At 64.2% G+C, this 24,955-nt stretch carries 27 protein-coding genes and 1 tRNA gene; 19 read left to right on the top strand and 9 right to left on the bottom strand.

What is annotated here, in order from left to right; all coding sequences use genetic code 11:
• Positions 1-56: 56 nt before the first annotated feature.
• The 4 genes from F3H98_RS06710 (at position 57) to F3H98_RS06695 (ending at position 2,832) form a co-directional block, all read left to right on the top strand.
• On the top strand, positions 57-662 hold the full coding sequence (locus tag F3H98_RS06710) for a shikimate kinase (protein WP_149759363.1): 606 nt from the start codon (positions 57-59) through the stop codon (positions 660-662).
• Complete coding sequence (aroB, locus tag F3H98_RS06705; RefSeq protein ID WP_149759362.1) at positions 659-1,774, top strand: 3-dehydroquinate synthase; 1,116 nt, start codon at positions 659-661, stop codon at positions 1,772-1,774. Before F3H98_RS06710 ends, aroB begins: the two co-directional genes overlap by 4 nt.
• Positions 1,771-2,667, top strand: a complete 897-nt coding sequence (locus F3H98_RS06700) for an HlyC/CorC family transporter (protein ID WP_149759361.1) — start codon at positions 1,771-1,773, stop codon at positions 2,665-2,667. Before aroB ends, F3H98_RS06700 begins: the two co-directional genes overlap by 4 nt.
• A gap of 80 nt (positions 2,668-2,747) precedes the next feature.
• Positions 2,748-2,832, top strand: a tRNA-Leu gene (locus F3H98_RS06695).
• A gap of 7 nt (positions 2,833-2,839) precedes the next feature.
• Here F3H98_RS06695 and F3H98_RS06690 read toward each other — a convergent pair.
• Complete coding sequence (locus F3H98_RS06690; protein WP_149759360.1) at positions 2,840-3,091, bottom strand: hypothetical protein; 252 nt, start codon at positions 3,089-3,091, stop codon at positions 2,840-2,842.
• 27 nt (positions 3,092-3,118) lie between these two features.
• Between F3H98_RS06690 and F3H98_RS06685 the strand changes: the two genes are divergently transcribed.
• On the top strand, positions 3,119-3,358 hold the full coding sequence (locus F3H98_RS06685; RefSeq protein WP_149759359.1) for a hypothetical protein: 240 nt from the start codon (positions 3,119-3,121) through the stop codon (positions 3,356-3,358).
• Positions 3,342-4,976 (top strand): acyl-CoA synthetase, encoded by a 1,635-nt coding sequence (locus F3H98_RS06680; protein WP_149759358.1) that lies wholly within the window; start codon positions 3,342-3,344, stop codon positions 4,974-4,976. Before F3H98_RS06685 ends, F3H98_RS06680 begins: the two co-directional genes overlap by 17 nt.
• Positions 4,977-5,125: 149 nt before the next feature.
• Here the strand turns inward: F3H98_RS06680 and F3H98_RS06675 are convergent, their stop codons facing one another.
• The 4 genes from F3H98_RS06675 to secA form a co-directional block, all read right to left on the bottom strand.
• Complete coding sequence (locus F3H98_RS06675) at positions 5,126-6,406, bottom strand: GNAT family N-acetyltransferase (protein WP_149759357.1); 1,281 nt, start codon at positions 6,404-6,406, stop codon at positions 5,126-5,128.
• A complete protein-coding gene (locus tag F3H98_RS06670; RefSeq protein ID WP_149759356.1) occupies positions 6,400-7,815 on the bottom strand; it encodes an oligosaccharide flippase family protein in 1,416 nt (471 codons plus the stop codon). The genes F3H98_RS06675 and F3H98_RS06670 overlap by 7 nt, the downstream gene beginning before the upstream one ends.
• Positions 7,816-7,945: 130 nt before the next feature.
• The gene (locus F3H98_RS06665; RefSeq protein ID WP_149759355.1) at positions 7,946-8,851 is read right to left on the bottom strand and encodes a DUF6929 family protein; all 906 of its coding nucleotides are present in this window, start codon (positions 8,849-8,851) and stop codon (positions 7,946-7,948) included.
• Between the two features lie 84 nt (positions 8,852-8,935).
• Positions 8,936-11,662, bottom strand: a complete 2,727-nt coding sequence (secA, locus tag F3H98_RS06660; protein WP_149759354.1) for a preprotein translocase subunit SecA — start codon at positions 11,660-11,662, stop codon at positions 8,936-8,938.
• 241 nt (positions 11,663-11,903) lie between these two features.
• On the opposite strand from secA, the gene F3H98_RS06655 reads away from it, so the two are divergent.
• A complete protein-coding gene (locus F3H98_RS06655) occupies positions 11,904-12,821 on the top strand; it encodes a peptidylprolyl isomerase (RefSeq protein WP_149759353.1) in 918 nt (305 codons plus the stop codon).
• 53 nt (positions 12,822-12,874) lie between these two features.
• On the opposite strand, the gene F3H98_RS31700 is transcribed toward F3H98_RS06655, so the two are convergent.
• Positions 12,875-13,117, bottom strand: a complete 243-nt coding sequence (locus F3H98_RS31700; protein WP_244621628.1) for a TonB C-terminal domain-containing protein — start codon at positions 13,115-13,117, stop codon at positions 12,875-12,877.
• A 476-nt stretch (positions 13,118-13,593) separates the two neighbouring features.
• Here F3H98_RS31700 and F3H98_RS06645 point away from each other — a divergent pair, with 476 nt between their 5' ends.
• From F3H98_RS06645 to F3H98_RS06620, 6 genes are all read left to right on the top strand, one after another.
• Positions 13,594-14,229 (top strand): class I SAM-dependent methyltransferase, encoded by a 636-nt coding sequence (locus F3H98_RS06645; protein ID WP_244621642.1) that lies wholly within the window; start codon positions 13,594-13,596, stop codon positions 14,227-14,229.
• 96 nt (positions 14,230-14,325) lie between these two features.
• Complete coding sequence (gene argJ, locus F3H98_RS06640; RefSeq protein ID WP_149759351.1) at positions 14,326-15,567, top strand: bifunctional glutamate N-acetyltransferase/amino-acid acetyltransferase ArgJ; 1,242 nt, start codon at positions 14,326-14,328, stop codon at positions 15,565-15,567.
• Position 15,568: 1 nt separating this feature from the next.
• A complete protein-coding gene (locus F3H98_RS06635) occupies positions 15,569-16,348 on the top strand; it encodes a GNAT family N-acetyltransferase (RefSeq protein ID WP_244621627.1) in 780 nt (259 codons plus the stop codon).
• A 1-nt stretch (position 16,349) separates the two neighbouring features.
• Positions 16,350-16,763 (top strand): (deoxy)nucleoside triphosphate pyrophosphohydrolase, encoded by a 414-nt coding sequence (locus F3H98_RS06630; protein WP_149759349.1) that lies wholly within the window; start codon positions 16,350-16,352, stop codon positions 16,761-16,763.
• A 119-nt stretch (positions 16,764-16,882) separates the two neighbouring features.
• Positions 16,883-17,200: a hypothetical protein gene (locus F3H98_RS06625; RefSeq protein WP_149759348.1), complete on the top strand. Its 318-nt coding sequence runs from the start codon at positions 16,883-16,885 to the stop codon at positions 17,198-17,200.
• A gap of 90 nt (positions 17,201-17,290) precedes the next feature.
• On the top strand, positions 17,291-17,473 hold the full coding sequence (locus tag F3H98_RS06620; RefSeq protein WP_149759674.1) for a Flp family type IVb pilin: 183 nt from the start codon (positions 17,291-17,293) through the stop codon (positions 17,471-17,473).
• Here F3H98_RS06620 and F3H98_RS06615 read toward each other — a convergent pair whose 3' ends face one another.
• Positions 17,474-18,361, bottom strand: coding sequence for a methyltransferase domain-containing protein (locus tag F3H98_RS06615; RefSeq protein WP_149759347.1), 888 nt, complete (start codon positions 18,359-18,361; stop codon positions 17,474-17,476).
• A 78-nt stretch (positions 18,362-18,439) separates the two neighbouring features.
• Here F3H98_RS06615 and F3H98_RS06610 point away from each other — a divergent pair, with 78 nt between their 5' ends.
• The 5 genes from F3H98_RS06610 (at position 18,440) to F3H98_RS06590 (ending at position 22,622) form a co-directional block, all read left to right on the top strand.
• The gene (locus F3H98_RS06610; protein WP_149759346.1) at positions 18,440-19,231 is read left to right on the top strand and encodes a ComF family protein; all 792 of its coding nucleotides are present in this window, start codon (positions 18,440-18,442) and stop codon (positions 19,229-19,231) included.
• A 25-nt stretch (positions 19,232-19,256) separates the two neighbouring features.
• Positions 19,257-19,526 (top strand): glutaredoxin 3, encoded by a 270-nt coding sequence (grxC, locus tag F3H98_RS06605; protein ID WP_149759345.1) that lies wholly within the window; start codon positions 19,257-19,259, stop codon positions 19,524-19,526.
• 10 nt (positions 19,527-19,536) lie between these two features.
• Positions 19,537-20,397: a carbon-nitrogen hydrolase family protein gene (locus F3H98_RS06600; protein WP_149759344.1), complete on the top strand. Its 861-nt coding sequence runs from the start codon at positions 19,537-19,539 to the stop codon at positions 20,395-20,397.
• Positions 20,394-20,819, top strand: coding sequence for a DUF1178 family protein (locus F3H98_RS06595; RefSeq protein WP_149759343.1), 426 nt, complete (start codon positions 20,394-20,396; stop codon positions 20,817-20,819). The genes F3H98_RS06600 and F3H98_RS06595 overlap by 4 nt, the downstream gene beginning before the upstream one ends.
• Before the next feature lie 102 nt (positions 20,820-20,921).
• Positions 20,922-22,622 (top strand): amidohydrolase, encoded by a 1,701-nt coding sequence (locus F3H98_RS06590; RefSeq protein ID WP_149759342.1) that lies wholly within the window; start codon positions 20,922-20,924, stop codon positions 22,620-22,622.
• A 25-nt stretch (positions 22,623-22,647) separates the two neighbouring features.
• Here the strand turns inward: F3H98_RS06590 and F3H98_RS06585 are convergent, their stop codons facing one another.
• Positions 22,648-23,133, bottom strand: a complete 486-nt coding sequence (locus F3H98_RS06585; RefSeq protein WP_149759341.1) for a MarR family winged helix-turn-helix transcriptional regulator — start codon at positions 23,131-23,133, stop codon at positions 22,648-22,650.
• 159 nt (positions 23,134-23,292) lie between these two features.
• Between F3H98_RS06585 and F3H98_RS06580 the strand changes: the two genes are divergently transcribed.
• Positions 23,293-24,183: a DMT family transporter gene (locus F3H98_RS06580; protein ID WP_149759340.1), complete on the top strand. Its 891-nt coding sequence runs from the start codon at positions 23,293-23,295 to the stop codon at positions 24,181-24,183.
• 16 nt (positions 24,184-24,199) lie between these two features.
• Here F3H98_RS06580 and ubiG read toward each other — a convergent pair whose 3' ends face one another.
• Positions 24,200-24,952 carry a bifunctional 2-polyprenyl-6-hydroxyphenol methylase/3-demethylubiquinol 3-O-methyltransferase UbiG gene (ubiG, locus tag F3H98_RS06575; RefSeq protein ID WP_149759339.1) on the bottom strand — a complete coding sequence of 251 codons (753 nt, stop codon included), beginning with the start codon at positions 24,950-24,952 and terminating at the stop codon, positions 24,200-24,202.
• Positions 24,953-24,955: the final 3 nt, after the last annotated feature.

The following is a 24,955-nucleotide window of genomic DNA, read 5'->3' as shown; positions in this document are numbered from 1 at the left end:
GCGCTCCAACTCCTTGTTCTGCCCATGATCTCTACTATGGGCCAAGAGGCCACGCGATGACAGCCACGCAAATCATCCTGCCGGCGGAACGGACGGCCGACGTGCTGAGGCTCCTCGGCGATCGGTCGATCGTTTTCGTCGGGCTGATGGGCGCCGGCAAGACCGCCATCGGCCGCAAGGTCGCATATGCGCTTGGCCTGCCGTTCACCGACAGCGACCACGAGATCGAGGAAGCGTCGCGGATGACCATCCCCGAACTGTTCGAACTCTACGGCGAGGCCGAATTCCGCGCACTGGAGCAGCGGGTCATCCTGCGCATCCTGGAGAGCGGGCGGCAGGTGCTTTCCACCGGCGGCGGCGCCTTCATGAACGAGCACACCCGCCAGGCCATCGCCGACCACGGCATCTCGGTGTGGCTGAAGGCCGATATCGACATCCTGATGGAGCGGGTGTCCAAGAAACAGAATCGCCCGCTCCTGAAGAATCCCGATCCCCGCGCGGTCATGGAGAAGCTGATGGCCGACCGTTATCCCGTCTACGCCAAGGCCGCGCTCACCGTACCGACGCGCGACGAGCGCAAGGAAATCATCGCCACCGAAGTGATCGACGCCCTGGCGACGGCGCTGGCCGAAGCGCCCGCGCCCGAGGACAAAGCACAATGACAGCAACCGTCACCGTCGAAGTGGGGCTCGGCGACCGCGCCTATGACATATTGATCGGCCCCGGCCTGATTGCGCGGTCGGGAGCGGAGATCGCCAGGCGCCTGCCGGGCGTGCGCACCGCGATCGTCACCGACCGCAATGTCGCGGCGGCCCATTTGGACAGCTTGACCGAAGGGCTTGCTGCCGGCGGCATAGAGAGCGTACCGATCGTGCTTGCGCCCGGCGAAAAGACCAAGAGCTTCGATGCGCTGCAGGAGGTGGTGGACGGCGTGCTGTCTGCCCGCCTGGAACGTGGAGATGCGGTGGTGGCGCTGGGCGGCGGGGTGATCGGCGATCTCGCCGGTTTTGCCGCCGGCATCGTGCGGCGCGGCATGAACTTCGTGCAGATGCCGACCTCTCTCCTGGCGCAGGTGGATTCCTCGGTCGGCGGCAAGACCGGCATCAACAGCTCCCGCGGCAAGAACCTCGTTGGCGTCTTCCACCAGCCGCGCGTCGTGCTCGCCGACACCGGCGTGCTCGATACCTTGCCTGAACGTGAGTTTCGCGCCGGTTACGCCGAAGTCGCCAAATACGGACTGATTGACCGGCCGGAGTTTTTCGCCTGGCTGGAAAAGAACTGGCGCGAGGTTTTCGCCGGTGGAGCTGCGCGCACCGAGGCGATCGCCCAATCCTGCCGCGCCAAGGCCGAGGTGGTGGCCCGCGACGAGTTCGAGACCGGCGACCGCGCCCTGCTCAATCTAGGCCACACTTTCGGCCACGCGCTGGAGGCCGCCACCGGCTACGACAGCGCGCGTCTTGTCCACGGTGAAGGCGTCGCCATCGGCATGGCGCTGGCGCACCGGTTCTCGGCGCGCCTCAATCTCGCGAGCCCCGACGATGCGGCACGTGTCGAGGCGCACCTCGCCGCCGTTGACCTGCCGTGGCGCATGGCCGATATCGCAGGCCCGCTGCCCGACGCCGAGCGGCTGCTCGGTTACATCGCGCAGGACAAGAAAGTGTCGCGCGGCGCGCTGACCTTCATCCTCACCCGCGGCATCGGCCAGTCCTTCATCGCCAGGGATGTGCCGGCTTCGGAGGTGTTGTCCTTCCTCAGGGAGAACCATCCGGGATGACGGGACAGGCATGGCTCATCGTGGCGTTTACCGTCGTTGCCGTTGCCTTGCTCGCAGCAGCATTCGGCCGGGCCATCCTGCACGCGCTCGGCTATGAACTTGCTCCGATCGCGCCCGCCCGTACGCCGCATGAGGAGTTGCGTGGCGCCATGGCAGACCTGCAGCGCGAGGATTCGGTGGTCAAGCAGGACCGCGACCGTGTCGGCGGCCTGCTCGACCTGCATGAACTCGAAGTCTCGGACGTGATGGTCCATCGCCTTAATATGCGCTCGGTCAATGCGGACGACGCGCCGGAAGCGGTGGTGCGCGAGATCCTGCAAAGTCCGCACACGCGCATGCCGCTGTGGCGCGGCTCGCTCGACAACATCGTCGGCGTGCTGCACGCCAAGGACCTTTTGCGCGCCCTCAACGATGTCGGCAACGATTTCGCCAAGGTCGACATCATGAAGATCGCGTCGAAGCCGTGGTTCGTGCCCGATACGACGAGCTTGCAGGACCAGCTCAACGCGTTCCTACGCCGCAAGGCGCATTTCGCCATCGTGGTCGACGAATACGGCGAAGTGGAAGGCCTGGTGACGCTGGAGGACATCATCGAGGAGATCGTCGGCGAGATCGCCGACGAGCATGACGTCGACATACAGGGCGTCAAGCAGGAGGCCGACGGTTCCGTGGTGGTCGACGGCACGGTGCCGATCCGCGACCTGAACCGGGCGCTCGACTGGAACCTGCCCGATGACGAGGCGACCACGATCGCCGGGCTGGTCATTCACGAGGCGCGGTCGATCCCCGAGGAAAAGCAGGCCTTCACCTTCTACGGCAAGCGTTTCACGGTGCTGAAGCGCGACAAGAACCGGCTGGCAAGCGTCAGAATTCGGCCGGCGGTGGAAGGATAGTTTTGTCCCTGCCAACTCGCCAGTTGACGACCTCCCCCCTGAACGTATAGTCCGCAGCCGTTCATGCCTTTCGAGGCAGGGCCCCCTTGGCGGAATTGGTAGACGCGCCTGACTCAAAATCAGGTTCCGCAAGGAGTGCTGGTTCGATCCCGGCAGGGGGCACCATTCCCGCTCAGCGATTTTCGAGTTCGCGATCGAGAGCCGACAACCGGCGGTAAAGTTCGTCGATCATGGCGTCGACGGCGTCCATCTTCTCGCTGGCGACGGTGAAAATCTCCTGGCTGGCGCCACGAACCTTGGCATCGGCCACGCCTGTCAGGATGAGGTCCAATCCATCGTAGCGGTAGCGCGCGTGAGCCAGCGCATCCTTGAGATCGATCACCTGTTTGCGGATGGGATCGAGTACCTCGCCCAGATCTGTCATTGGCCCAACCTTTCCAGAGCACAGGATATGCCGGCAGGAACCGACAAGGTTACCGGGTCATGGCATGAAAACAAGGAGATAGAGTGTGTCTGCGATTCGAAGAAGACGCTCTACAGATCGCTGGCCGACCGCCTGCGCCGCGCTGGCATAGCCATCCGCATTGACGATTGTGCATCGCAGCACGTAGGTATCCCATCCGGTCCGGTCCGGCGCGGCATTGCCGGCGCCAAGGGAGAGATGCATTTCGTTGATGCTCGAGCGGCGTGACAACTACCGCGATCTCTATCGCGATTTCCGCTGGGACATCCCGGCCCGCTTCAACATCGGCGTCGCGGTCTGCGACCGCTGGGCGGCGAGCGAGCCACAGCGGACCGCACTTCTCGAATACCGCGTCGATGGCGAACCCGGAAGGCTGACCTATGGCGAACTTGCCGCGCAGTCGAACGCGCTTGCCAACGGGCTTCGCGCCGGCGGGCTGAAGCGCGGCGATCGCGTAGCACTTCTGCTGCCGCAGAGTTTCGAGACGGCAATCGCCCATGTCGCCATCTACAAGCTCGGCGCCATCGCCGTCCCGCTGGCGCTGTTGTTCGGGATGGAGGCGATCGAATACCGCATGCAAACGGCGGGGGCTGCGGCCATCGTCACCAACGCCGCCGGCTATGCCAAGCTGAAGAAAATCGGCGGCCGGCTGACTTCCTTGCGACAGGTCATCGTGGTCGAGGGCGGCGAAGGCGATGCGATGGATTTCCGCAAGATCGTCGCCGAGCATTCGCCGCATTTCGTCGCAGAAGACACCGGCCCTGACGATCCGGCAATGATGATCTTCACCTCCGGCACCACCGGCCCGCCGAAAGGCGCGCTGCATGGCCATCGCGTGCTGCTCGGACATCTGCCGGGCGTCCAGATGCCGCACGAATTCCTGCCGCAGTCGGGCGACCTGTTCTGGACGCCGGCCGACTGGGCATGGGCCGGAGGGTTGCTCAACGTCCTGTTGCCCAGCCTCTACTTCGGCATTCCCGTCGTCTGCGGCCGCTTCGAGAAATTCGATCCGGAGGCGGCACTTCTGCTGGCCGAGAAGATGCAGGTGCGCAACGCCTTCATCCCGCCGACGGCGCTGCGCATGCTGAAGACGGTGCCGGATATTTCCAAGCGGTTCCGGCTCAACCTCAGAACCGTTGGCTCCGGCGGCGAATCGCTCGGCCGCGAGACCTTCGAATGGGGACGCGAGGCGCTGGGCCTCACCATCAACGAATTCTACGGCCAGACCGAATGCAACCTGGTGCTTTCGTCCTGCGCGGCCATCGGCGTCAGCCGCGCCGGCGCCATAGGCTTGGCCGTGCCCGGCCACCGCGTCGCGGTGATCGACGAGGAGGGCAGGCGCGTCAGGGCGGGCGAGGCCGGGCAGATCGCCATCGCGCGGCCGGACCCGGTAATGTTCCTCGAATACTGGCAGAACCCGGAGGCCACCGCCAAGAAGTTTGTCGGCGACTGGATGACGACCGGCGACCAGGGCATCGAGGACGAGGACGGCTACGTGCAATTCTTCGGCCGCGACGACGATGTCATCACCTCGGCCGGCTTTCGCATCGGCCCGAGCGAGATCGAGGATTGCCTGACCGCCCACCCATCGGTCGCTCTGGCCGCCGCTGTCGGTAAGCCGGACGCCGTGCGCACCGAGATCGTCAAGGCCTATGTGGTGCTGAAAGATGGTGTCGCCGGCAGCGAGGGGTTGGCCGACGAGATCAAGCTATGGGTGCGTGAGCGGCTTTCCGCGCATGAATATCCACGTGAGGTCGAGTTCGTCGATTCGATGCCGCTGACCACCACCGGCAAAGTCATCCGCCGCATTTTCCGCGACCGCGCCAGGCAGGAAGTGAATCTCTAACCAGACATCGCCCCCTCCACCGCCTTCGGCGGTCCTCCTCCCCGTAAACGGGGGAGGATCCAGGTCGTGCCGGCGTCGTCGCTGCTCATCCTCCCCTGCGGAGCGGGGAGGGGGACCATGCGAAGCATGGTGGAGGGGGCATATGCCAGTTAGCGCCGCTTCAGCAGGCCCTTGACCCGGTTGCGCAGCCTGCGCGCCATGTTGCGGGTCTCCTTGTAGAGATGCAGTTGCGAGGCGGCCTGGCGCGTCGCTCGGTCGGCGTCCGGCGTCAGCCCGACGACAATGGTGCCGATCGGTTTGCGTTCGGTCCACAGCCGGCTGAGCACGGGATGGTCGGCCACCGCGCAGGAATCGGTCGCCATGATGTTGGGGTCGTCGAGATGGTTGTAGCTCACCTCGATCATCAGCAGCGTGCCCGGCGAATAGGTGGAGAAGGCTTCGTCATAGGCCGTCTTCCAGGTATAGGCGACGCCGGCCTCGATGAAGACCACCAGGCAGGCGATGACCTTTCCGTCCAGCGTCAGCGTGTGGATGCGGCAGAGATCGCGCTCGGCCATGCGGAACACCGCCTCGCGCGCGAAGGCGGCGCGGTAGCGGTCGATCGCCATGGCTGTGCGTTCGCGGCCCTTCCAGCCGGCGGCCTCCAGCGTCAGAAAGGCCTCGATGCCGCGGCGGACCTCTTCCTCCTCGCGCGCGACATGATGCTCGAGCTTGCCCAGGTCGGCCAGCCGCCGTTTCAGCCGGCGGAATTCACGCAGGTGGTGCGGCCGAAGGGCAGCCTTGAAATAGGCGTCGCCGTCGAAATCGCTCTCCAGGAAGGGCCGTTCGGTCTCGTTGGTGGTCACCAGCGGCAGGCCGCGGTTTTCGGCGACGTAGTGCAGCATGCTGGCCACCGGCCCGTCGAGCCGCATCTCCGGCAGCACGAACACTTTCGGCAGTTTCAGGTGCTTGCGCGACAGGATGGCGAAGAAATCCTCTATGACGCCGGCGGGGTCGTCTCGGTCAAGCAGCGGCGTGCCGAGCGGGCCGAACGGGCTCGACCATGTGCGCATGATCGAAACGCCGAGCGGAGTGGCGGGGCGCTCCACCGAAAACGGCACCAGCAGCCGCAGCCGGCTGCGATATTCGTCGCCGTCGCGCACCACCGCCAGCCGGACCTCGCGGTCCTCCAGACGCGGCATCGCGGGCGCCAGGAAACGCGGGTTGAAGAAGACGTTCGCCTCGATCGAGCGGGCGCACAGGTGGTCGAGCTCCTCGACGAGGTCGAAGCCTGCGGAGGCGGGATAGATCGCGAGCTTGCGCGACGGCCGCTGGCCCTCGAACACCTCGATGCGGGCGCGGTCGGCCTGGCCATGCAGGCCGGCAAGCTCGGCGATCATCGGCGCCGACGGGCTGCCGCTCATCTCTTCCAGCAGGGGGACGGCTACCATCGGATTGCTCCCTTCGCCGGAGCCGTGGGCACGAAAATGGCCATCACGATACCGAGCTTGCGCCAGACCGTGAAGGCCAGGGCCGAGGCTTCGAAAATCATCGAAAGTGCGGTCGCGATCGCCGCGCCCCAGAGACCGAACAAGGGGATGAGCAGGACCGAGAGGGCGATGTTGCAGGTCAGCGTCAAAGCGTAGACCGCCGCGCAGATGTTCTGGTTGCCGCTCATGGTGAGCAGGCTTTCCGCCGGCCCGACTGCCGCGCGCGCCACCACGCCGGCAACCAGCAGGAAGAGCAGCGGATAGCCGCTGTCGAATTCCGGGCCGAACAGCATCAGCATCGGCTTGCCGAGCACCAGCACGACCGCTGCCATCACCAGCGACGGCCAGAACGTCCAGGACACGGTTTCGCGCGCGAAGGCGGCCAGCCGTTCTGGATTCGAATGGGTGAACTGCGCGTAGCGCTGGGCAACGCCTGCCTTCACCGCGAAATAGACGAAATGCACCAGCGCCAGCGTCTTCACGGTGGCGAAGTAGATGGCGACGTCGGTCGGCTGCATGAAGGCGCCGACCATCAACACGTCGGCATTGGTGAGCAGGAAGAAGAAGCTTTCGACGAGGAAGATCGGCAGCGACACGGCAAACCATTGCCGGAACTCGATCTTGCGCGGGCCGCCCGGAAGGCGGCGGTTGAGGCGTGTCGTCACCTCGACGGACTGGGCTATTGTGGTGATGTAGGTCGCCAGGATCGCGGCGATGACAGCGTTTGCCGCGCTGGGTTCGTAGCCTGCCAGCAGCGCCCCGCCCATGAAGACCAGGATCAGGATAGGCCGTGTGATGTAGGTTGGGGCCAGTGCCGAAAGCGTCCACGAATTGGCGCGCGAAATGCCTTGCATCACGTCCGACAGCGCGATCATCGGCAGGCAGATGATGCCGAGATAGAAGGGGATGACGTAATAGTTCTCGATCAGCGACGAGAACAGCCACAATCCCAGCAAGCCGATCAGCGCGGTCGCGGTCGATGCGACGAGCACGAAGAGCCGGCTGGTTATCAGGATGCCGCGCAACTCGGCGAGTTTTCCGCGCTCGAAATATTCGGGAATGAAACGGATGACCGAGGTGTGGAAGCCTAGGCAGGACAGGTTGCCGACGATGATCATCGTCACCCAGACCAAGACGAAGATGCCGTATTCGAAACTGCCCATCCAGCGGGCAAGCAGCACCTGGCTGACAAAGGCGACGACAGCGTTGAAGATGCGGATGGAGAAGGCGATCAGCGACATGCGGCCGGCGATGCCCCGGTCGTCCGCCGTGAACAGCAGCGCGTCGACGCGGGCAAGGAAGGGGCGGGCGCGCAACGCCAGGCGCTGCGGCAGCAACCTCTCTGCCGTCGTGGCCGCGGAAAAGCGCACGCTACTCCTCGATTTCCTTCATAAGCCGACAGGCATATGCAAAACTGTTTAAGAAACGGTTGGGTCGGCGCCTGCAGTGCGAACAGAGCGGGGACCGATGAGGCCGCCGGAAACCGCTGCTTTACGCAACCTACGCCTTGATCGCGGTTGAATAAAGCGAGGCGGGAACGGTCGGGTCGTCGGCGTCGGTCACCATCGTCAACCGGATCAGGTCGCCGTCGAGCCTGGCGTCGATGCCCTCTACCTTGACCGGCGGCTCAATTGTTTCGATGCGCAGAAGGTTACCGTCCATACCCAGCAAACCGATGGCGGCGGCGCGCAACGGCCCATCGTCATATGCGTTCGTCGTGTCTTCGCAGACGGCTGAAAAGACGATGCCGAATCCAGGGCCTGTGGCTGCATCGGTGAAGGATAGCGGTGCGTTGCCGATCGCCCCAAGGTCGATGTGCCGGATCCTGGGCTCCAGCGCTTTGCCATCCGGCAGCGTTATGGCTTCCAGCGCTGCTGCGAGCGGATAGGCGACAATCGCGTTGTCGGGATCGCTGCCGCTGCCGCGCTGGAAAAGCAGCAGGTCATCGCCGGCCACCACCGCACCCTCGACGTTGATCTCCTCGAATTCATCCGCAAAAGGCGAAAACAGCGGTGCGATGTCGACGACGTTCGACTGGGCTGCCGAACCGTCCGCCTCAAGCGGGATCAGCGCACCGCGCCGGCGGTTCGGCCGCGACCCGGAACCGATCGCCAGCAGCGCTCCATGGCAGGCTCCCGCCATAGGCGGCAGCAGACAGAGCGCTTCGAGGTCTGGCTTGTACTTCTTTCGATCCGGTCCGGCGCGCGGCAGTTCACCCTCGAATAGCCGCAGGAGACGGCCGGGACCAAGATTGCCCAGGTCGAATGAGGCAAGGTGGAGTTCGTCGTCGGCAATCACGTGAATGCGGGCTCCGACACGGACGAGGCCGCTGGCGGCGCTTACAAAGGCGCGCCTGCCCGAATTGTCGGTTATGTCGAGGTCACGTATCCGGACCAGCTCGATCATGCGGTCTCGCGGTCTCGCCTGCCGACCCTGCCCAGGCGGGTGGATCGGCAGCTGTCAGATCGCCGCACGGCAAGCCACGGCGCATCAAGCGAATGCGCCGTGGCAGTGCTTGTATTTCTTGCCCGAACCGCAGGGACAGGCCTCGTTGCGGCCAACCTTGCCCCAGGTTGACTGGTCGTTGGGGTCGCGGTCTTCCGGCTCGACGACGCGCGCGACTTCCTGGCGAACCAGAAGTCCCGTGTCGCCGAAATCGTCCTCGCCCGTGGTGCCGTCCATGTGATGGCCGTGGGTTTCGGGCGCCTGCGGCGGCGGCGCTTCGGCGGCTTCCCGCACCAGCTCGACGCGCATCAGCTGCGCGGTCACCGCCTGGTTCAGGTTGCCGAGCATGGCCTGGAACAGCTCGAACGCTTCCTGCTTGTATTCCTGCAGCGGGTCGCGCTGCGCATAGCCGCGGAAGCCGACCACCGAGCGCAGATGGTCGAGATTGACGATGTGTTCGCGCCACAGATGGTCGAGCGTCTGCAGCACCACCGAGCGTTCGACATAAGCCATGATGTCGGGGCCGAAGCGTTCGGCGCGGTCGGCGGCTTCCTTGTCGGTGAGTTCGGTCAGGCGGTTGCGGATCTCTTCTTCCGCGATGCCTTCTTCCTTGACCCAATCCTCGACCGGCAGGTCGAGGTTGAGATACTGGCGCACGCCTTCCTTCAGCCCGACGGCATTCCATTGCTCGGCATAGGCGTTCTCGGGGATGTTGATGTTGACGAGATCGTCGATGACGCTTTCGCGCATCTCGGAGATGGTTTCGCCAAGGCCTTCGCCGTCCATCAGTTCGATGCGCCGCGCGAACACCACCTTGCGCTGGTCGTTGGACACGTCGTCATATTTCAGAAGGTTCTTGCGGATATCGAAGTTGCGCGCCTCGACCTTCTTCTGTGCCTTCTCCAGCGCCTTGTTGATCCAGGGATGGATGATCGCCTCGTCTTCCTTGAGGCCGAGCTTTTGCAGCATGCCATCCATGCGCTCGGAGCCGAAGATGCGCATCAGGTCGTCCTGCAGCGACAGGAAGAATTTCGAGCGGCCGGGGTCGCCCTGGCGGCCCGAGCGGCCGCGCAGCTGGTTGTCGATGCGGCGCGATTCGTGGCGTTCGGTGGCGAGCACGTAGAGCCCGCCGGCGGCCAGCGCCTTTTCCTTGAGCGCCAGGATGTCGTCGCGGATCGTCTTCTCGCGCGCCGCGCGCTCCTCGCCCTCAGGCATGTCGCCGAGTTCCTGGGCAATCCGCATCTCGGCATTGCCGCCGAGCTGGATGTCGGTGCCGCGGCCGGCCATGTTGGTGGCGATGGTGACGGCGCCGGGCACGCCGGCCTGCGCGACGATCGACGCTTCCTGCTCGTGGTGGCGCGCGTTCAGCACCTGGAAGCCCTTCATGCCTTCCTTGCGCAGCCGCTCGGCAAGCAGTTCCGATTTTTCGATCGACGTGGTGCCGACCAGGATCGGCTGGCCCTTGGCGTTGGCGTCACGGATCTCGCGCACGATCGCCTTGTACTTCTCCTCCACCGTCCGGTAGACCTCGTCGTCTTCGTCGAGGCGCCTGACCGGCAGGTTGGTGGGGATTTCCAGCACGTTGAGATTGTAGATGTTGCCGAATTCCTCGGCTTCCGTCTGCGCAGTGCCGGTCATGCCGGACAGCTTGGCATACATGCGGAAATAGTTCTGGAAGGTGATCGAGGCGAGCGTCTGGTTCTCAGGCTGGATCGCCACGTGCTCCTTGGCCTCGAGCGCCTGGTGGAGGCCTTCCGAATAACGGCGGCCAGGCATCATGCGACCGGTGAATTCGTCGATGATCACGATCTCGCCGTTGCGCACGATGTAGTCCTTGTCGCGCTGGAACAGGCGATGCGCCTTCAGTGCATTGTTGACGTGGTGGACGATGGCGACGTTCTCGACGTCGTAGAGGGATTCACCCTTCAGGTGGCCGGCGGCCCGCAGCATGTTTTCGAGCTTTTCGGTGCCTTCCTCGGTGAAGATCGAGGTCTTCTGCTTCTCGTCGACCTCGTAGTCGGCCGGCTCCAGCTGCAGGATGAAGGCGTCGATGGTGTTGTACATTTCCGAGCGGTCTTCGAGCGGACCGGAAATGATCAGCGGGGTGCGCGCCTCGTCGACAAGGATCGAGTCCACTTCGTCGACGATCGCGTAGTTGTGCTCGCGCTGCACCATCTGACCGCGCTCATATTTCATGTTGTCGCGCAGGTAGTCGAAGCCGAGCTCGTTGTTGGTGGCGTAGGTGACGTCACAGGCATAGGCCGCGCGCCGCTCCTCGTCGGAAAGGCCGTGCACGATGACGCCGACGGTGAGGCCGAGGAATTTGTAGACGCGGCCCATCCACTCGGCGTCGCGCGTGGCGAGGTAATCGTTGACGGTGACGACGTGGACGCCCTTGCCGGCCAGCGCGTTGAGGTAGACCGGCAGTGTCGCGACCAGCGTCTTGCCTTCACCGGTGCGCATCTCGGCGATGTCACCGCCGTGCAGAACCATGCCGCCAATCAGCTGGACGTCGAAGGGCCGCATCCCGAGCACGCGCTTTGCCGCCTCGCGAACCGTGGCGAAGGCTGGAACCAAAAGGTCGTCGAGCGAGGCGCCGTTGGCGAGATCCTGACGGAACTGGTCGGTGCGGGCGCGAAGTTCCGCGTCGGACAGCGCCGCCACCTCGTTTTCCATCGCATTGATGGCTTCGACGCGCGGCCGCATCGATTTGACGCGGCGATCGTTGGAGGAACCGAAGATTTTGCGGGCGATGCCGCCAAGACTGACCATCAAATGGCCCTTTCAATCCCACAAGCCCGTGGGGGACACGGACTGAACCAAGTGCATATGTATGAATACACAGGTTCCATAACAGAAAAGCGCCCGGAAATCGCTTCTGGACGCCAAGGTGAAGGACAGATAAGAGGGGCCCCTTGCGATGTCAACGCTGCTTGATTGCGGTGTGTCGAGCGAAATTCCGCCAGAATCAACTGGTCTTGAAACGTTTCCAATCCACTGGAGAGTCTTCCTGATGCCTTTTTCGTTCCGTAGCGCCCCGCTTGCCCGTTTTGGGCTCGCAGCCGGGCTAGTGGCGCTGTCGTCGCTGCCTCTCGTCGCCCAGGAGGCTGCGCCCGCACCCAAGACTGAGACGCCGGCGGCAGCGCCCGTCGATCCGAATGCGGTACTGGCAACGGTCAACGGCCACAACATCACCGAGGCCGACCTGGCGCTCGCGGAGAGCGACCTCGACCCGCAGTTTTCGCGGCTTCCGCAGGAACAGCGCCGCGCCGCGGCCCTGTCCGCCGTCATTGAAATCCGCCTGCTCAGCGACAAGGCCGTGGCCGATGGCCTCGACAAGCAGCCGGATTTCCAGCGCCGCATGGAGTTCCTCAAGCAGCGCGCCCTGCACAGTGCGCTGGTTGAATCGGAAGTCGCCGCGAAGGTGACCGACGAAGAAATCCGCGCCCGTTACGACAAGGAAATCGCCGCAAGACCGCCTGTCAACGAGGTTCATGCCCGTCACATTCTGGTGAAAACCAAGGAAGAGGCAGACGCGATCATCAAGCAGCTCGACGGCGGCGCCGACTTCCAGAAGCTCGCCAACGAGAACACCACCGATCCCAGCGGCAAGACGAGCGGCGGCGACCTCGGTTATTTCGCTGCCGGCCAGATGGTGCCGGAATTCGAGAAGGCGGCGTTCGCGCTCGAAGTCGGCGCCTACACCAAGGAGCCGGTGCAGAGCCAGTTCGGCTGGCACGTCATCAAGGTCGAGGACAAGCGCGCCCAGCAGCCGCCGGCGTTCGACCAGGTCAAGGAGCAGTTCCGCTCGCTGGTGCTGCGCGACAAATATTTCGCGTTGGCCAAGTCGCTACGCGATGCCGCCAAGGTCGAAATCGCCGACCCTGCGCTGAAGACCGCCGTCGAGGCTATGGACAAGGGCAGCCAGTAAACTTCGTAGCGAGCCCCATTCCGACTTAATCGGAGTGGGGCTTTTTCTCTGGACTAGATGGCCGATTCCCGAGTGGGAGTTCGGGCAGCGAACCGCAAGGCGAACGGTCGCCCGGCGATGGCGTTTCCCATGCTGTCGGTGAACGGCAGCGGGAGCGCCTTGTCCAGAGCGGCAAGCACGGATTGCACGAAGGCGCGTTGCAGCACGGTATCGCCCGCGAGCTTCGTCCAGGTCACCTTCGGCTTGCCGATCAAGGTGCCGTCCCGGCGCAACGAAAAGACCAGCGTTATCTCCATTCCAGCGGTGCCGGAGGGCGGTTGCCAGCAGGCGTAAAGCGCCCTCCAGGTATCGTCGAGCGTGTTGACGGGGGTGCTGCGGCGGCATGTGCTCTCTTGGGCGCCAGCGCCTGAGGCCGCAAGAAAAACGGCAGCGAGGCAGAAGGCGGCCACACGCAGGGCCGGCTGAGCGTACAATGCGCGAAGGCGCGACTCCCGTTGGGTTTTGCGTGTCGATCCGCTTTGCTGTGCCATCTTCCACCCGCTATGATTGCTTTGGGTCCGGCTATCCCTTGCGCCAGGTAACGGATCGGCAGCCGAGGAACATCGTCAGGCTTGTCGAGGCGCCCGGTCAAAAGATGTATTCAGACATAGCCGGACAGCATACCGGCAGGCAAGGTTGTTGCGAACAGGCCCGTGCGGCGGGCGTCCGGGGAAAGACATTGAGCCAGAAGCTGGATGCACGCACCAACCCAAGGCGCTTCATCGTCGAAAACATGCGCGTTGCCCCGGCGCCCATGGTTCCGGAAATCCGGCTTTACACGGCGCATCCGGGCAGCGGCCTGCGCCGCCTCAGTGCGCCGAGCGAGGATTGTGAAGCGCCGCCGCCCTACTGGGCCTATCAGTGGGCCGGCGGCACCGTGCTTGCCCGCCACTTTCTCGACCGGCCACAGGCCATTGCCGGTCGGCGCGTCCTCGACCTCGGCTCCGGCTCGGGCATTGTCGGCATCGCGGCTGCGAAAGCCGGTGCACGCACGGTGATCGCAGCCGACATCGATCCGCATGCAGCGGTCGCGGCCAGCCTCAACGCTGAATTGAATGGCGTCGCGATGAAGACCGTTGCTGCAGATCTCACCGCGGCTCCGCCATCCGAGGTCGACCTGGTCGCTGTCGGCGACCTCTTCTATGAGCGCGGCCTCGCCATCCGGGTGACCGCGTTCCTGGACCTGTGTCTCGCGGCCGGCATCGCGGTGCTTGTCGGCGATCCCGGCCGCGCCTTCCTTCCGCATGCGCGGCTTCGTCTTGTCGCCGAGTATCCCGTGCCGGACTTTGGCGACAACGGCGGCGCGGCGATGAAACGCAGCGCCGTCTTTTCGTTCGAGCCGAAGGGCAAGACCGTCGCCTCGGGGTAAGGTCCAACACGCCGTTTCGCCGAAAACGCCTTGCGCCGGCAGGCGGTCTGGGGCAAACGGGACCGTCTTTCCGATTAGCTGCCGCCAGAGGCCTCGATGTCGACAACCGTCTCGCCGCTTGCCCCGAAATCGCATCCCAAGATGCCGGCGGTCGATGGCGTGCGCATCGCCACCGCCGAGGCCGGCATCAAATACAAGAGCCGCACCGACCTTCTTGTCATGGCGTTCGACGAGGGCACCGAAGTCGCCGGCGTTTTCACCCGCTCCAAATGTCCTTCGGCTCCGGTCGATTACTGCCGCGACAATCTGAAGGCTGGCAAGGCCCGCGTTCTGGTCGTCAATTCGGGCAACGCCAACGCCTTCACCGGCAAGAAGGGACGCCAGTCGACGGCGATGACCGGCGAGGCCGCGGCCAAGGCGGCGGCTTGCCAGCCCGGCGACGTGTTCCTCGCCTCGACCGGGGTGATCGGCGAGCCGCTCGACGCCGGCAAGTTCAGCCATCTGCTGGCCGGCATGGTCAAGGACGCCAAGCCGGGCTTGTGGGCCGATGCCGGCAAGGCGATCATGACCACCGATACCTATCCCAAATATGCGACGGCCACGGTGAAGCTCGGCGATGCCGACGTCACCATCAATGGCATTGCAAAGGGTGCGGGCATGATCGCGCCGGACATGGCGACTATGCTTTCCTTCGTCGCTACCGACGCTCCGATCGCGGCCGCGGTTCTTCAGGATCTCCTGTCGAAAGGCGTCGGCAAGACTTTCAACTCGGTCACCGTCGACAGTGACACCTCGACCAGCGACACGCTGCTTTTCTTCGCCACCGGGGCCGCGGCGAAGAAGGGCGCGCCGAAGATCACCGATCCCAAGGACGCGCGCCTGGCTCAGTTTCGCCGCGCCCTGAACCGCATTCTCAAGAACCTCGCCCTGCAGGTGGTGCGCGACGGCGAGGGCGCCCGCAAGCAGGTGGAAGTCACTGTCACCGGCGCCAGGTCGGGACGCTCGGCAAAACGCATCGCGCTATCGATCGCCAATTCGCCGCTGGTCAAAACAGCCGTCGCCGGTGAAGACGCCAATTGGGGCCGCGTGGTGATGGCCGTCGGCAAGGCCGGCGAGCCGGCCGATCGCGATCTCCTGTCGATCTGGTTCGGCGACAACCGGCTTGCCCATAATGGCGAGCGCGATCCCGATTATTCCGAAGAACTGACGTCGTCCTACATGAAGGGCGACGAGATACGCATCCGCGCTGATATCGGCCTCGGCCGTGGCAAGGCCACAGTCTGGACCTGCGACCTGACCAAGCAATATGTCGAAATCAACGGCGATTACCGGAGCTGACGTGCCGGCCGCCGGGACTCCAGCGAAGCCCGACCTGGCCCGCGTCCGCCGCTACGAGGCGGCCGGGTTTCGCGCCTGGCCGGCAGCTTCGGTGCATTATGACGGCACCTGGGTGATCCGTCTCACCGCCGACCATCCGGCCAAGCGGCTGAATTCGGTCAATCCGCTCGACCCCAACGATCTCGTCGATCTCGACGACAGGATCGCACGCGCTGCGCGCCGGTTCGAAGCATACGGCCGGAACCTGACCTTCCGCCTGTCGCCGCTGTCCGGCCCGGTGCTTGCCCGACATTTCGACCGGCTCGGCTGGAGCGTGTTTTCGGAATCGGTGGTGATGCGGCTGCCGCTCGCCGACGCGCCGGTGAAGAATGCCGTCGACCATATCCCGTTGCGCGATATTGGCCGCTTCGCGGCCGCGGCGCGCGAAGTGAGCGGCTTCGACCCTGACCTGGGTTCCGGGCTGTCGGAACTCTTGGCGCGTATACAGCCGGACGTCGGGCTGTTCATCCTGGAGGACGGCGGCAAGCCTGTCGCCAGCGCCATCTGCGTGCACGACAACGATCTAGCGGGTTTCTTCGAAATTGCCACCGCTGTCGACGAACGCGGCAAGGGGCATGCACGCCGCTTGGTGCTTTCGGCGCTGAAATGGGCGCGGTCGCGCGGCGCGCGCGAGGCCTGGCTGCAGGTCGAGGCAGACAACGAGCCGGCCCGCCGGCTTTATCACTCGCTCGGTTTCAGCGAAGTCTACCGCTACCACTATCGTCAGCCGCCGGAAGACTAGGATGGAAGCTGCCGGAAAGCGCCTCCTGCTGGTTGCCGCCTGCGCGTTGGTCGATGCCGACGGGCGCGTGCTTCTAGCGCAGCGGCCTGAGGGCAAGACGCTCGCCGGCATGTGGGAATTCCCAGGCGGCAAGGTGGAGCTCGGCGAAACGCCGGAAGAGACGGTGGTGCGCGAACTGCGCGAGGAGATCGGCATCGAGACCAAGGTGGCGTGCCTGGCGCCGCTGACCTTCGCCAGCCACAGCTATGAAACCTTCCACCTTCTGATGCCACTCTTCGTCTGCCGCCGCTTCTGGGGCACGGCTCACCCCCGGGAAGGCCAGATGCTGAAATGGGTGCGTCCGCGCCAGATGCGCGATTATCCGATGCCGCCGGCCGACGAACCGCTGATCCCGTTTCTGATCGACCTGCTCTGATGATGGACCGCTCCCGGCCGAGCGGATCGCACATCGTTAATGGATCCTTTAGCCAATCATGAAAAATTGAACGGACAACGGGGCCGATTTGCGTGTCGCGGCGCAACGGGGGGCAGGGAATGCATCCAGAAGATGAGTGGAATCTCATCCGCAAAGACCGGGCCTGGAGGCCGGCGGGCGCGGGCATGGGTCTTGTCAGGATCGCGCTGCTGTTCGGCTTTGTCGCCGCGGCCTTCGCCATGATCCTGGTGCCGATCGTCGATGGCGAGCCGCGCAACCGTTTGGCGGCGGGCGGCTATCCGGCCGGCGTCGACTATTTCAAGACCGGCACGGTCAAGCGTCAGGAGATCTACACGATCCGCCGCAGCGTCCTGCAGCCGTCACCGCATTCGGTGTGTACGATTCACGCCGACGGCCGGCGCGACGGCGATTGCTGAGGCCGCTTTAAGGTCCGTTAACGCTGCGTCGTTAACCTTTCTTAACATGTGGAACATAAGCTCAAACTTGTAAAAGCGGGCGATCGGCAAATGTTTCGGCGGTTCTTGAAAGACAGAAGTGGTGCAACCGCCATCGAGTATGGCCTGATCGCGGCCCTCATCGCGTTGGCCATCATGAGTTCGATTGGATTTACCGGCGACAGCCTCGGTGATCGCTGGAACAAAAACGCCGAAGAAATCGTCAAATGGCTGAAAGGCGACGGCGGGTCCTAGCTAGGACTTCTTCGGCTTCGTCGCCGCGATATCATCCAGCGTCTTGGCTAGCGACGCCCTTGCCGAACCCGGCTTCAGCGGCTTCTGTTGCGAGCCATGCGGTGCCCATCCCGACATCCAGATGAATGAAAACGTCGCGCGGATGCGTCCGTCGGAGTCTGAAAACCGTTCGGCATAGATCTCGGCGGCCCGCTGAAACAGCCGCCTTGTGCCCGGCCGCCGCGACCGCGCCACCAGAGCGTTGGTGGCCCCCATGGCGCGCAGGTCGCGGATCAGCCCGAACATGGTGTCGTAGCGGACGGTGACCGTCTCCACATCCGTCACCGGCAGTGCGAAGCCCGCCCGCTGCAGCAGGCCGCCCGCGTCGCGCACATCGGTGAAAGGGATGACACGCGGGCTGGCGCCGCCGAGAACCTCGGTCTCCGCCGCAAGCAGGCTTTCGCGCAGTTCAGAAAGCGTGCCGGCGCCCGCAAAGGCGCCGAGAAACAGCCCGTCGGGCCGCAAAGCGCGTCTGATCTGGATCAGCGCGCCAGGAATGTCGTTGGCTTCCTGCAGGGCGAGCAGGCAAACTGCAAGGTCGACGCTTTCCGGATCGAGCGGCAGGCGGTCGCCGGCGATGACCATGCCAGCCGCGCCGTCCAGGAACGCCGGATCGGCTTCCAGGCGGATCACTTCGCCGACTTTGCCGCTTGCCGCCAGGGCATCGGCGGTCGCCGCGGTGATGCCGGCAATCGCCGCCGCGTGATCGAAACGCCGTTCGACAGTCGAAAGCCGCTCGGAGAGATCCTCGGCGATACGGTCCATCAGGAAGGCAGCGCTGCGGTCCGCCTTCGCGAAGGCGCGGCGCTTGCGCTCCAGAATCAGCGTCGCGTCGAAAATTTGTTCCAAATCCGGTACGCCCTTGAACCGCTCTCTGCTTGCCCGCGCGGCAATTCTTGGCTCTGATATGGCCATCCGCTTGGGGAAATGCTCGTGACCGATCCGCGGCAGGAGATCAAGGCATTTGCGTCGGCCATGCTCCAATGGCCGGCTCGCCTGATGTTTCCGCCGGTCTGCGCGGGCTGCCGCCGCCAGGTCTCGCAGCCGGGCACCTTGTGTGGAGCCTGCTGGCCGAAGCTGACATTTCTGGAACAGCCGTGGTGCGCGGTGATGGGCACGCCGTTCAGCCACGACATGGGCGAGGGCTTCCTCTCGGCCGACGCCATCGCCAACCCGCCGCCGTTCAAAAGAGCGCGCGCCGCGGTTTCCTATTCCGGCGTTGCCCGCCAGATGGTCCAGGGCCTCAAATACAGGGACCGCACCGATCTTGCGCCATGGATGGCAAGGTGGATGCTGCGTGCCGGTTCAGAGCTTCTTCCTGATGCCGAGGTTGTGGTGCCGGTACCGCTGCACTGGCGGCGCTTGTTCTCGCGACGCTTCAACCAGTCGGCCGAACTCGCCCGCGCCGTCGCCATGCTTTCGGGAAAGCGTTTCGAACCCTCCGCGGTGCGGCGCGTCAAGGTGACGAAACAGCAGGTCGGCCTCGCCCGGGGCGAACGTCACGACAATGTTCGTGGCGCCTTCCGGGTGCCATCCGAGGCTGAAATCCAGGTGAGCGGACGCCATGTGCTCCTGGTCGATGACGTCTACACCACCGGCGCGACGGTTTCGGCGGTCACGAAAGCGTTGAAAAGGGCCGGTGCTGCCGAGGTTGATGTGCTGACTTTCGCGCGTGTCATCCCCGGGGACTTTCAGCCCGGCGAGGCGGCGACTATATAGGTCTTTGAGGCATGTGGAATTCGCGATGACCGATGTGACGATCTATACACGCATGATGTGCAACTATTGCGCGGCGGCCAAGCGGCTGCTCGACAGCAAGGGTGTGAACTACACCGAGCATGATGCGAGCTTTTCGCCGGAACTCAGGCAGGAAATGATCCAGCGCTCCAATGGCCGCTGGACTTTCCCGCAGATATTCGTCGGCGACATGCATGTCGGCGGTTCCGACGATCTCCACGCGCTGGACGCCGCCGGCAAGCTCGACGCGCTGCTTGCCGAAGCCAAAGTAAGCTGAGGGCTTTCCGATGGGTGTTTTCAAGGCTGCCGCCGTCCAGATGCGCTCCGGGACCGATCCTGAAAGGAATGTGGCCGATTTCGAACGCATGGTCCGCGAAGCGGCTGCCAACGGCGCACGCTACGTGCAGACGCCGGAGATGACCAACGCGATGGTGCGCGACAAGGAAGCCCGCGCGGCCGCCTTCCATCCTGTGGAGAATGATCTCGTCGCCCGCACGGCGGCGCGGCTTGCCGCCGAACTCGGCATTCATATCCATGTCGGCTCCAACGCCATCGCGCTCGCTGACGGCAAGCTCGCCAACCGCGCGCTGTTTTTCGATGCGAGCGGCGGTCTCGCCGCAACCTATGACAAGGTCCACATGTTCGACGTCGATCTCGACAATGGCGAGAGCTGGCGCGAGTCGGCGGCCTACGAGCCGGGCACGGAGACGGTCGTCGTCGAACTGCCGGAAGCAAAGATAGGCCTCGCCATCTGCTACGACGTGCGTTTCCCGCAGCTCTTCCGAGCGCAGGCGCTGGCCGGCGCCGAGGTGCTGACGGTTCCCGCAGCCTTCACCCGCCAGACCGGCGAGGCGCATTGGCATACCCTGCTGCGCGCCCGCGCCATCGAGAACGGCGCCTGGGTGATTGCTGCCGCGCAAGGCGGCGTGCATGAGGACGGCCGCGAAACGTTCGGTCATTCGCTGATCGTCGATCCCTGGGGCCGTGTCGTTGCCGATGCAGGCAACGCCGAACCCGGCATCGTCTATGCCGAGATCGACACTGCCGCTTCAGCTGCCGCCCGCAAGAAAATCCCGAACCTCAAGAATGCGCGCGAGTTTTCGGTCAGGCTTGCCGGCGGCAATGCCGGTCTGAGGGCCGCATCTTGATCCGTTTTTCACTTGCCTGCGACCACGACCACGATTTCGAGGGCTGGTTCCGCAACAATGACGACTTCGAAACCCAGAAGAAGCGCGGGTTGGTCGAGTGCCCCGCCTGCGGCTCGCACAAGGTCGAAAAAGCGCTGATGGCACCAGCCGTCTCGACCGGTCGCAAGAAGCAAAAGATCGCGCTTGCCATGAACGCTGAGCAGCAGGCGGCGATGGCGCAGCTCAAGGCGCTGTCGGAAAAGCTGCGCGAAAACGCCGATTACGTCGGCGACAAATTCGCCGAGGAGGCGCGGAAAATCCACTTTGGCGAGACGGATGCACGTGGCATCTACGGCGAGGCGACGGCGGAAGAGGCGCGTGGCCTCGTCGAGGACGGCGTCGAATTCCTGCCGATCCCGGTATTTCCCGACGACCGGAACTGATCAAGGGTCGGGCGGCGAGCGCCGTTGCGGCCCTCCAGACCGCTCGATGGACAGTCTTGCTCCTGCCGGCTAGCTTGAAGCTGCAATCTTGGAGTGTATTGGATGAACGGTTTTCGGACCGGCCGGCGTTTCGGCGCGGCCTTCGCGATGTTCTTGGCCGCGAGCATGGTGGCCCCCGTAGCTTTTGCCAGGCCGAAGGTGCTGACCAACGCCAAAATCCACACGGTGAACCCGAGCCAGCCCTCGGCCGAGGCGATAGCGATCGGCGACGACGGTATAATTCTGGCGGTTGGCGCCAGGGATGCGGTGCTGGATACCGCCGGCAAGGACGCAGATGTCGTCGATATGGGCGGCATGATGATACTGCCCGGATTTCAGGACGCGCACATGCACCTGGTCGAGGCGGGCGTGAACCAGATCCTGTGCGAGTTCGAGCCGTTCGATACGCTGGCCGATACGCTCGCCACGGTTGAGGATTGCATCGAAAGCAACAAGACGGACTGGGTGCTCGGATCAGGCGTCAGTATGACCAACCTGCTCGATCAGAGCGACAATCCCATCGCGCTGCTCGACGAGATTTCGCCGGACCGGCCCGTGCTCATCCTTGACGACATCGGACATGGAGCGTGGGCCAATTCGGCTGCGATGCGCGCGGCCGGCTACGACACGATGACGGGCAATCCGCCCGGTGGCATCATCCTGCGCAACGCCGGCACCGGCAGGCCGAACGGCGTGGTCCTGGAAAATGCGCAGCAGAAGCTGCGCAATCTGGCTTTTCCTGACACGCCGGAGAACGTCGAGTTTGCTTACGAAAGCATGCTTCTGACGCTGCAGACCATGGCCGAGAACGGCATCACCACGGTCAGCGACGCCGGCGGCTTCTGGCCCCAGGGTCACGTGAAGGTCTGGGAGAAGGTTCTTGCGAACAAAACCCTGACGGTTCGTGCTTCGAACGCGCTCTATGTCTACCCGGATATGCCGTTCGATGAGCAAATGGCTGCGCTGACCAGGCTTTACACCAACGATCCCGGCAGCCTGCTGCGGTTCAACCAGGCCAAGATCTATGTCGACGGCATCCTGGAACAGCGCACGGGAGCCGTGATTGAACCCTACAGGCAAGGCGCCGGCATCGATCATGGTTTCGACCGCGGCTTTCTATATTTCGACGTGGAGACGCTGGATCGCTATTCCAAGGCGCTGTCGGAGGCCGGCTTCCAACTGCATTATCATGTCACCGGGGACCGGGGTGCGCGGCTGGCGCTGGATGCGATTGCACAATCCGATCCGAAGCCTGGGCCGCACCGGCTGACGCATCTCTACCTCATCGACAAGGCGGACTATCCACGTTTCAGGCAATTGGGCGCGGTTGCGGATTTTCAGCTCGCGCCAAGTTCAGTCGATCCGGAATATGTCCGCTTCATCCGGCAATTCATCGGCGACCGCGCCGATGCAATGATGCCGGCAGGCGCGCTCTCGGCGTCGGGCGCGGAGGTCGTGATGAGCAGCGATTTCGACGCCGACGAGTTGTCGCCGCTCGCCAAGATACAGACAGCCGTGACGCGCAAAGCCGATGGCGCGCCGGATGTCGCAACCGCCATCGAATGGATGACCATCAATCCCGCGCGTCTGCTTCGCCAGGATTCGACAACCGGCTCGATCGAGGTCGGCAAATCGGCCGATCTGGTGGTGATCGATCGCGATATCCTGGCCATGCCGGCTGGTGAGATCGGCAAGGCGAAAGTAGTGGCGACGCTCCTGCAGGGCAAAGCTGTCTACGATGATGAAGGCCTGTTCGGCCGATGAGTTCAACTTCTGTGACGCTTGTCGGCTATTCGAGGCTGCGGATCAGTTTCTCAAGCAACTTGGCGAGCGTTTCGCGTTCCTCCTGCGCGAGGGCGGCCAGCACCTGGTGCTCGTTCTCGACATGGGCGGTCACCGCCTCGTCGATCAGGGCGCGGCCCTTTTCCGTCAGTTGCACGATGACGCCGCGCCGGTCTTCGGGATGCGGGCCGCGCGCGATAAGCCCGGTTTTCTCCAGCCGGTCGAGCCGGTTGGTCATAGCGCCCGAGGTCACCATCGTCGCTTCGTAGAGTGCCGTCGGCGTCAGCGCGAAAGGCGGCCCGGAACGGCGCAGCGTCGCTAGCACGTCGAACTCGCCCGATTGCAGCCCGAAGCGCGCAAACAGCGGATTGAGCCGGTCGCGTGCGATCACGAACGACGCCTGGCTCAATCGCCCCAGCACCGCCATTGGGCTGACATCGAGGTCGGGACGTTCCTTTCGCCACTGTTCGACAGCCCTGGCCGCGCGGTCCATCTATCTCTCCGGTAAGTATCTTGACATCAAGTATCTTCGTATTATGTTACCTTGAAACCGACCGGCGAACAAGCGGCAACGCTATCCCCGGCGGACTTCACAAAGGCACGGATCCTCGCCATGGCAATTCAAGAACGATCAAGCGGCACGGAAGTCTCGATGAAATCTGTATGGGATTCGGCCTTCGGCCTGCTTCTGGTGACCGGCGGCCTGCTCGGGCTCACCTTGCCTTTCGGCAAGATCGCGACGGGCGAAGGCGTGCCTGCCATGCTGTGGGCCTTCGTCATCTCGTTCGGCGCCGGGGGTGTGCTGCTCCTGGTTCTCCTGGCGCGGCGTCACCGCTTTGTCCTCACCGCGCACAAGCTGCGTTATTTCGCCATCGCGGCCGCGATCTCCTACGCCGTCCCCAACATGCTGATGTTCTCGGCCATTTCACATCTCGGCGCCGGCTATACCGGCATCATGTTCACGCTGTCCCCGGTGATCACGCTGGTGCTGTCGATCCTGCTTGGCGTGCGGCGTCCCAATCTGCTCGGCATCGCGGGCATCGCGGTCGGCTTCGTCGGTGCGCTGATGGTTGCGCTGACCAGGGGCGAGGCGGGCCAGCCGGCCGAGTTGTTCTGGGTGTTCGTCGGGCTGCTGATCCCGGTCAGCCTTGCCGCCGGCAACATCTACCGCACTTATGACTGGCCGGAAGGCACCGGTCCGACCGAACTTGCAGTCGGCAGCCACCTCGCTGCCGCGGCCATGCTGCTGGCCGGCCTGTTTTCGACCGGGAGTGCCGGTTCGTTCAGCCTCTTGTCGGGCTTGCCGCTGCTGATGCTGGCACAGGTCGCTTCCGCCTCGGCGATGTTCGCCTTCTTCTTCCGCCTGCAGGCGGTCGGCGGACCGGTCTATCTCAGCCAGATCGGCTATGTCGCGGCGGCCATCGGGCTGATCGCCGGCACGTTCTTCCTTGGCGAGCGCTACGCGCTTCTCACCTGGGCGGGGGCGGCGATCGTCACAGCCGGTGTGGTTATGACCACCAGGGCGCAAAGCCAGGCGGCGTAAGTCCCTGCGGCCGCCGTCAGGCGGCTCCCGCCCGTTCCGCTAGAACCATGTAGTTGACGTCCATGTCCTTGGAGCGATGCCAACGGTCAGCGAGCGGACTGTAGACGACGCCGGTTCGGTCGATGATCGACAGCTGCGCCTTGCCAAGTGCTGCCTCAAGCTCTTCCGGGCGCACCAGCTTGCCGTACTGGTGGGTGCCGCGCGGCAGCCAGCGCAGCACGTATTCGGCGCCGATGATGGCGAGGCCCAGCGCCTTCAGCGTGCGGTTGATGGTGGCGACGAACATGATGCCGCCGGGCTTTACCATTTCGCCGCACTTGGCGATGAAAAGATCGATATCGGCGACATGCTCGACCACTTCCATGTTGAGGATGACGTCGAATTTTTCGCCCTCGTCGGCCAGCGCTTCGGCCGTGGTGGCGCGGTAGTCGATATCGAGGCCGCTCTCCGCGGCATGCAGCCTCGCCACCTCGATGTTGTTGGCCGAGGCGTCGGCGCCAACGACAGTGGCGCCCAGCCGCGCCATCGGCTCGCACAAAAGGCCGCCGCCGCAGCCGATGTCGAGTATGCGCAGCCCCTCGAAGGGCCGCGCCACGCGCGGATCGCGGCCGAAGCGGGCCGCGACCTGGTCGCGGATATAGGAGAGGCGAATCGGGTTGAACTTGTGCAGCGGCCGGAATTTGCCGTTGGGGTTCCACCATTCCGCCGCGAGTGCGGAAAAGTGCTCGATTTCGCGGGTGTCGATTGTCGTTCGTCGCGCCTCGGGCATGAA

This window comes from Neomesorhizobium albiziae (assembly GCF_900114255.1).
GTDB lineage: Bacteria > Pseudomonadota > Alphaproteobacteria > Rhizobiales > Rhizobiaceae > Neomesorhizobium > Neomesorhizobium albiziae.
Note: the sequence above shows the minus strand (reverse complement) of the source record. Positions and strands in the feature narration are given on the sequence as shown.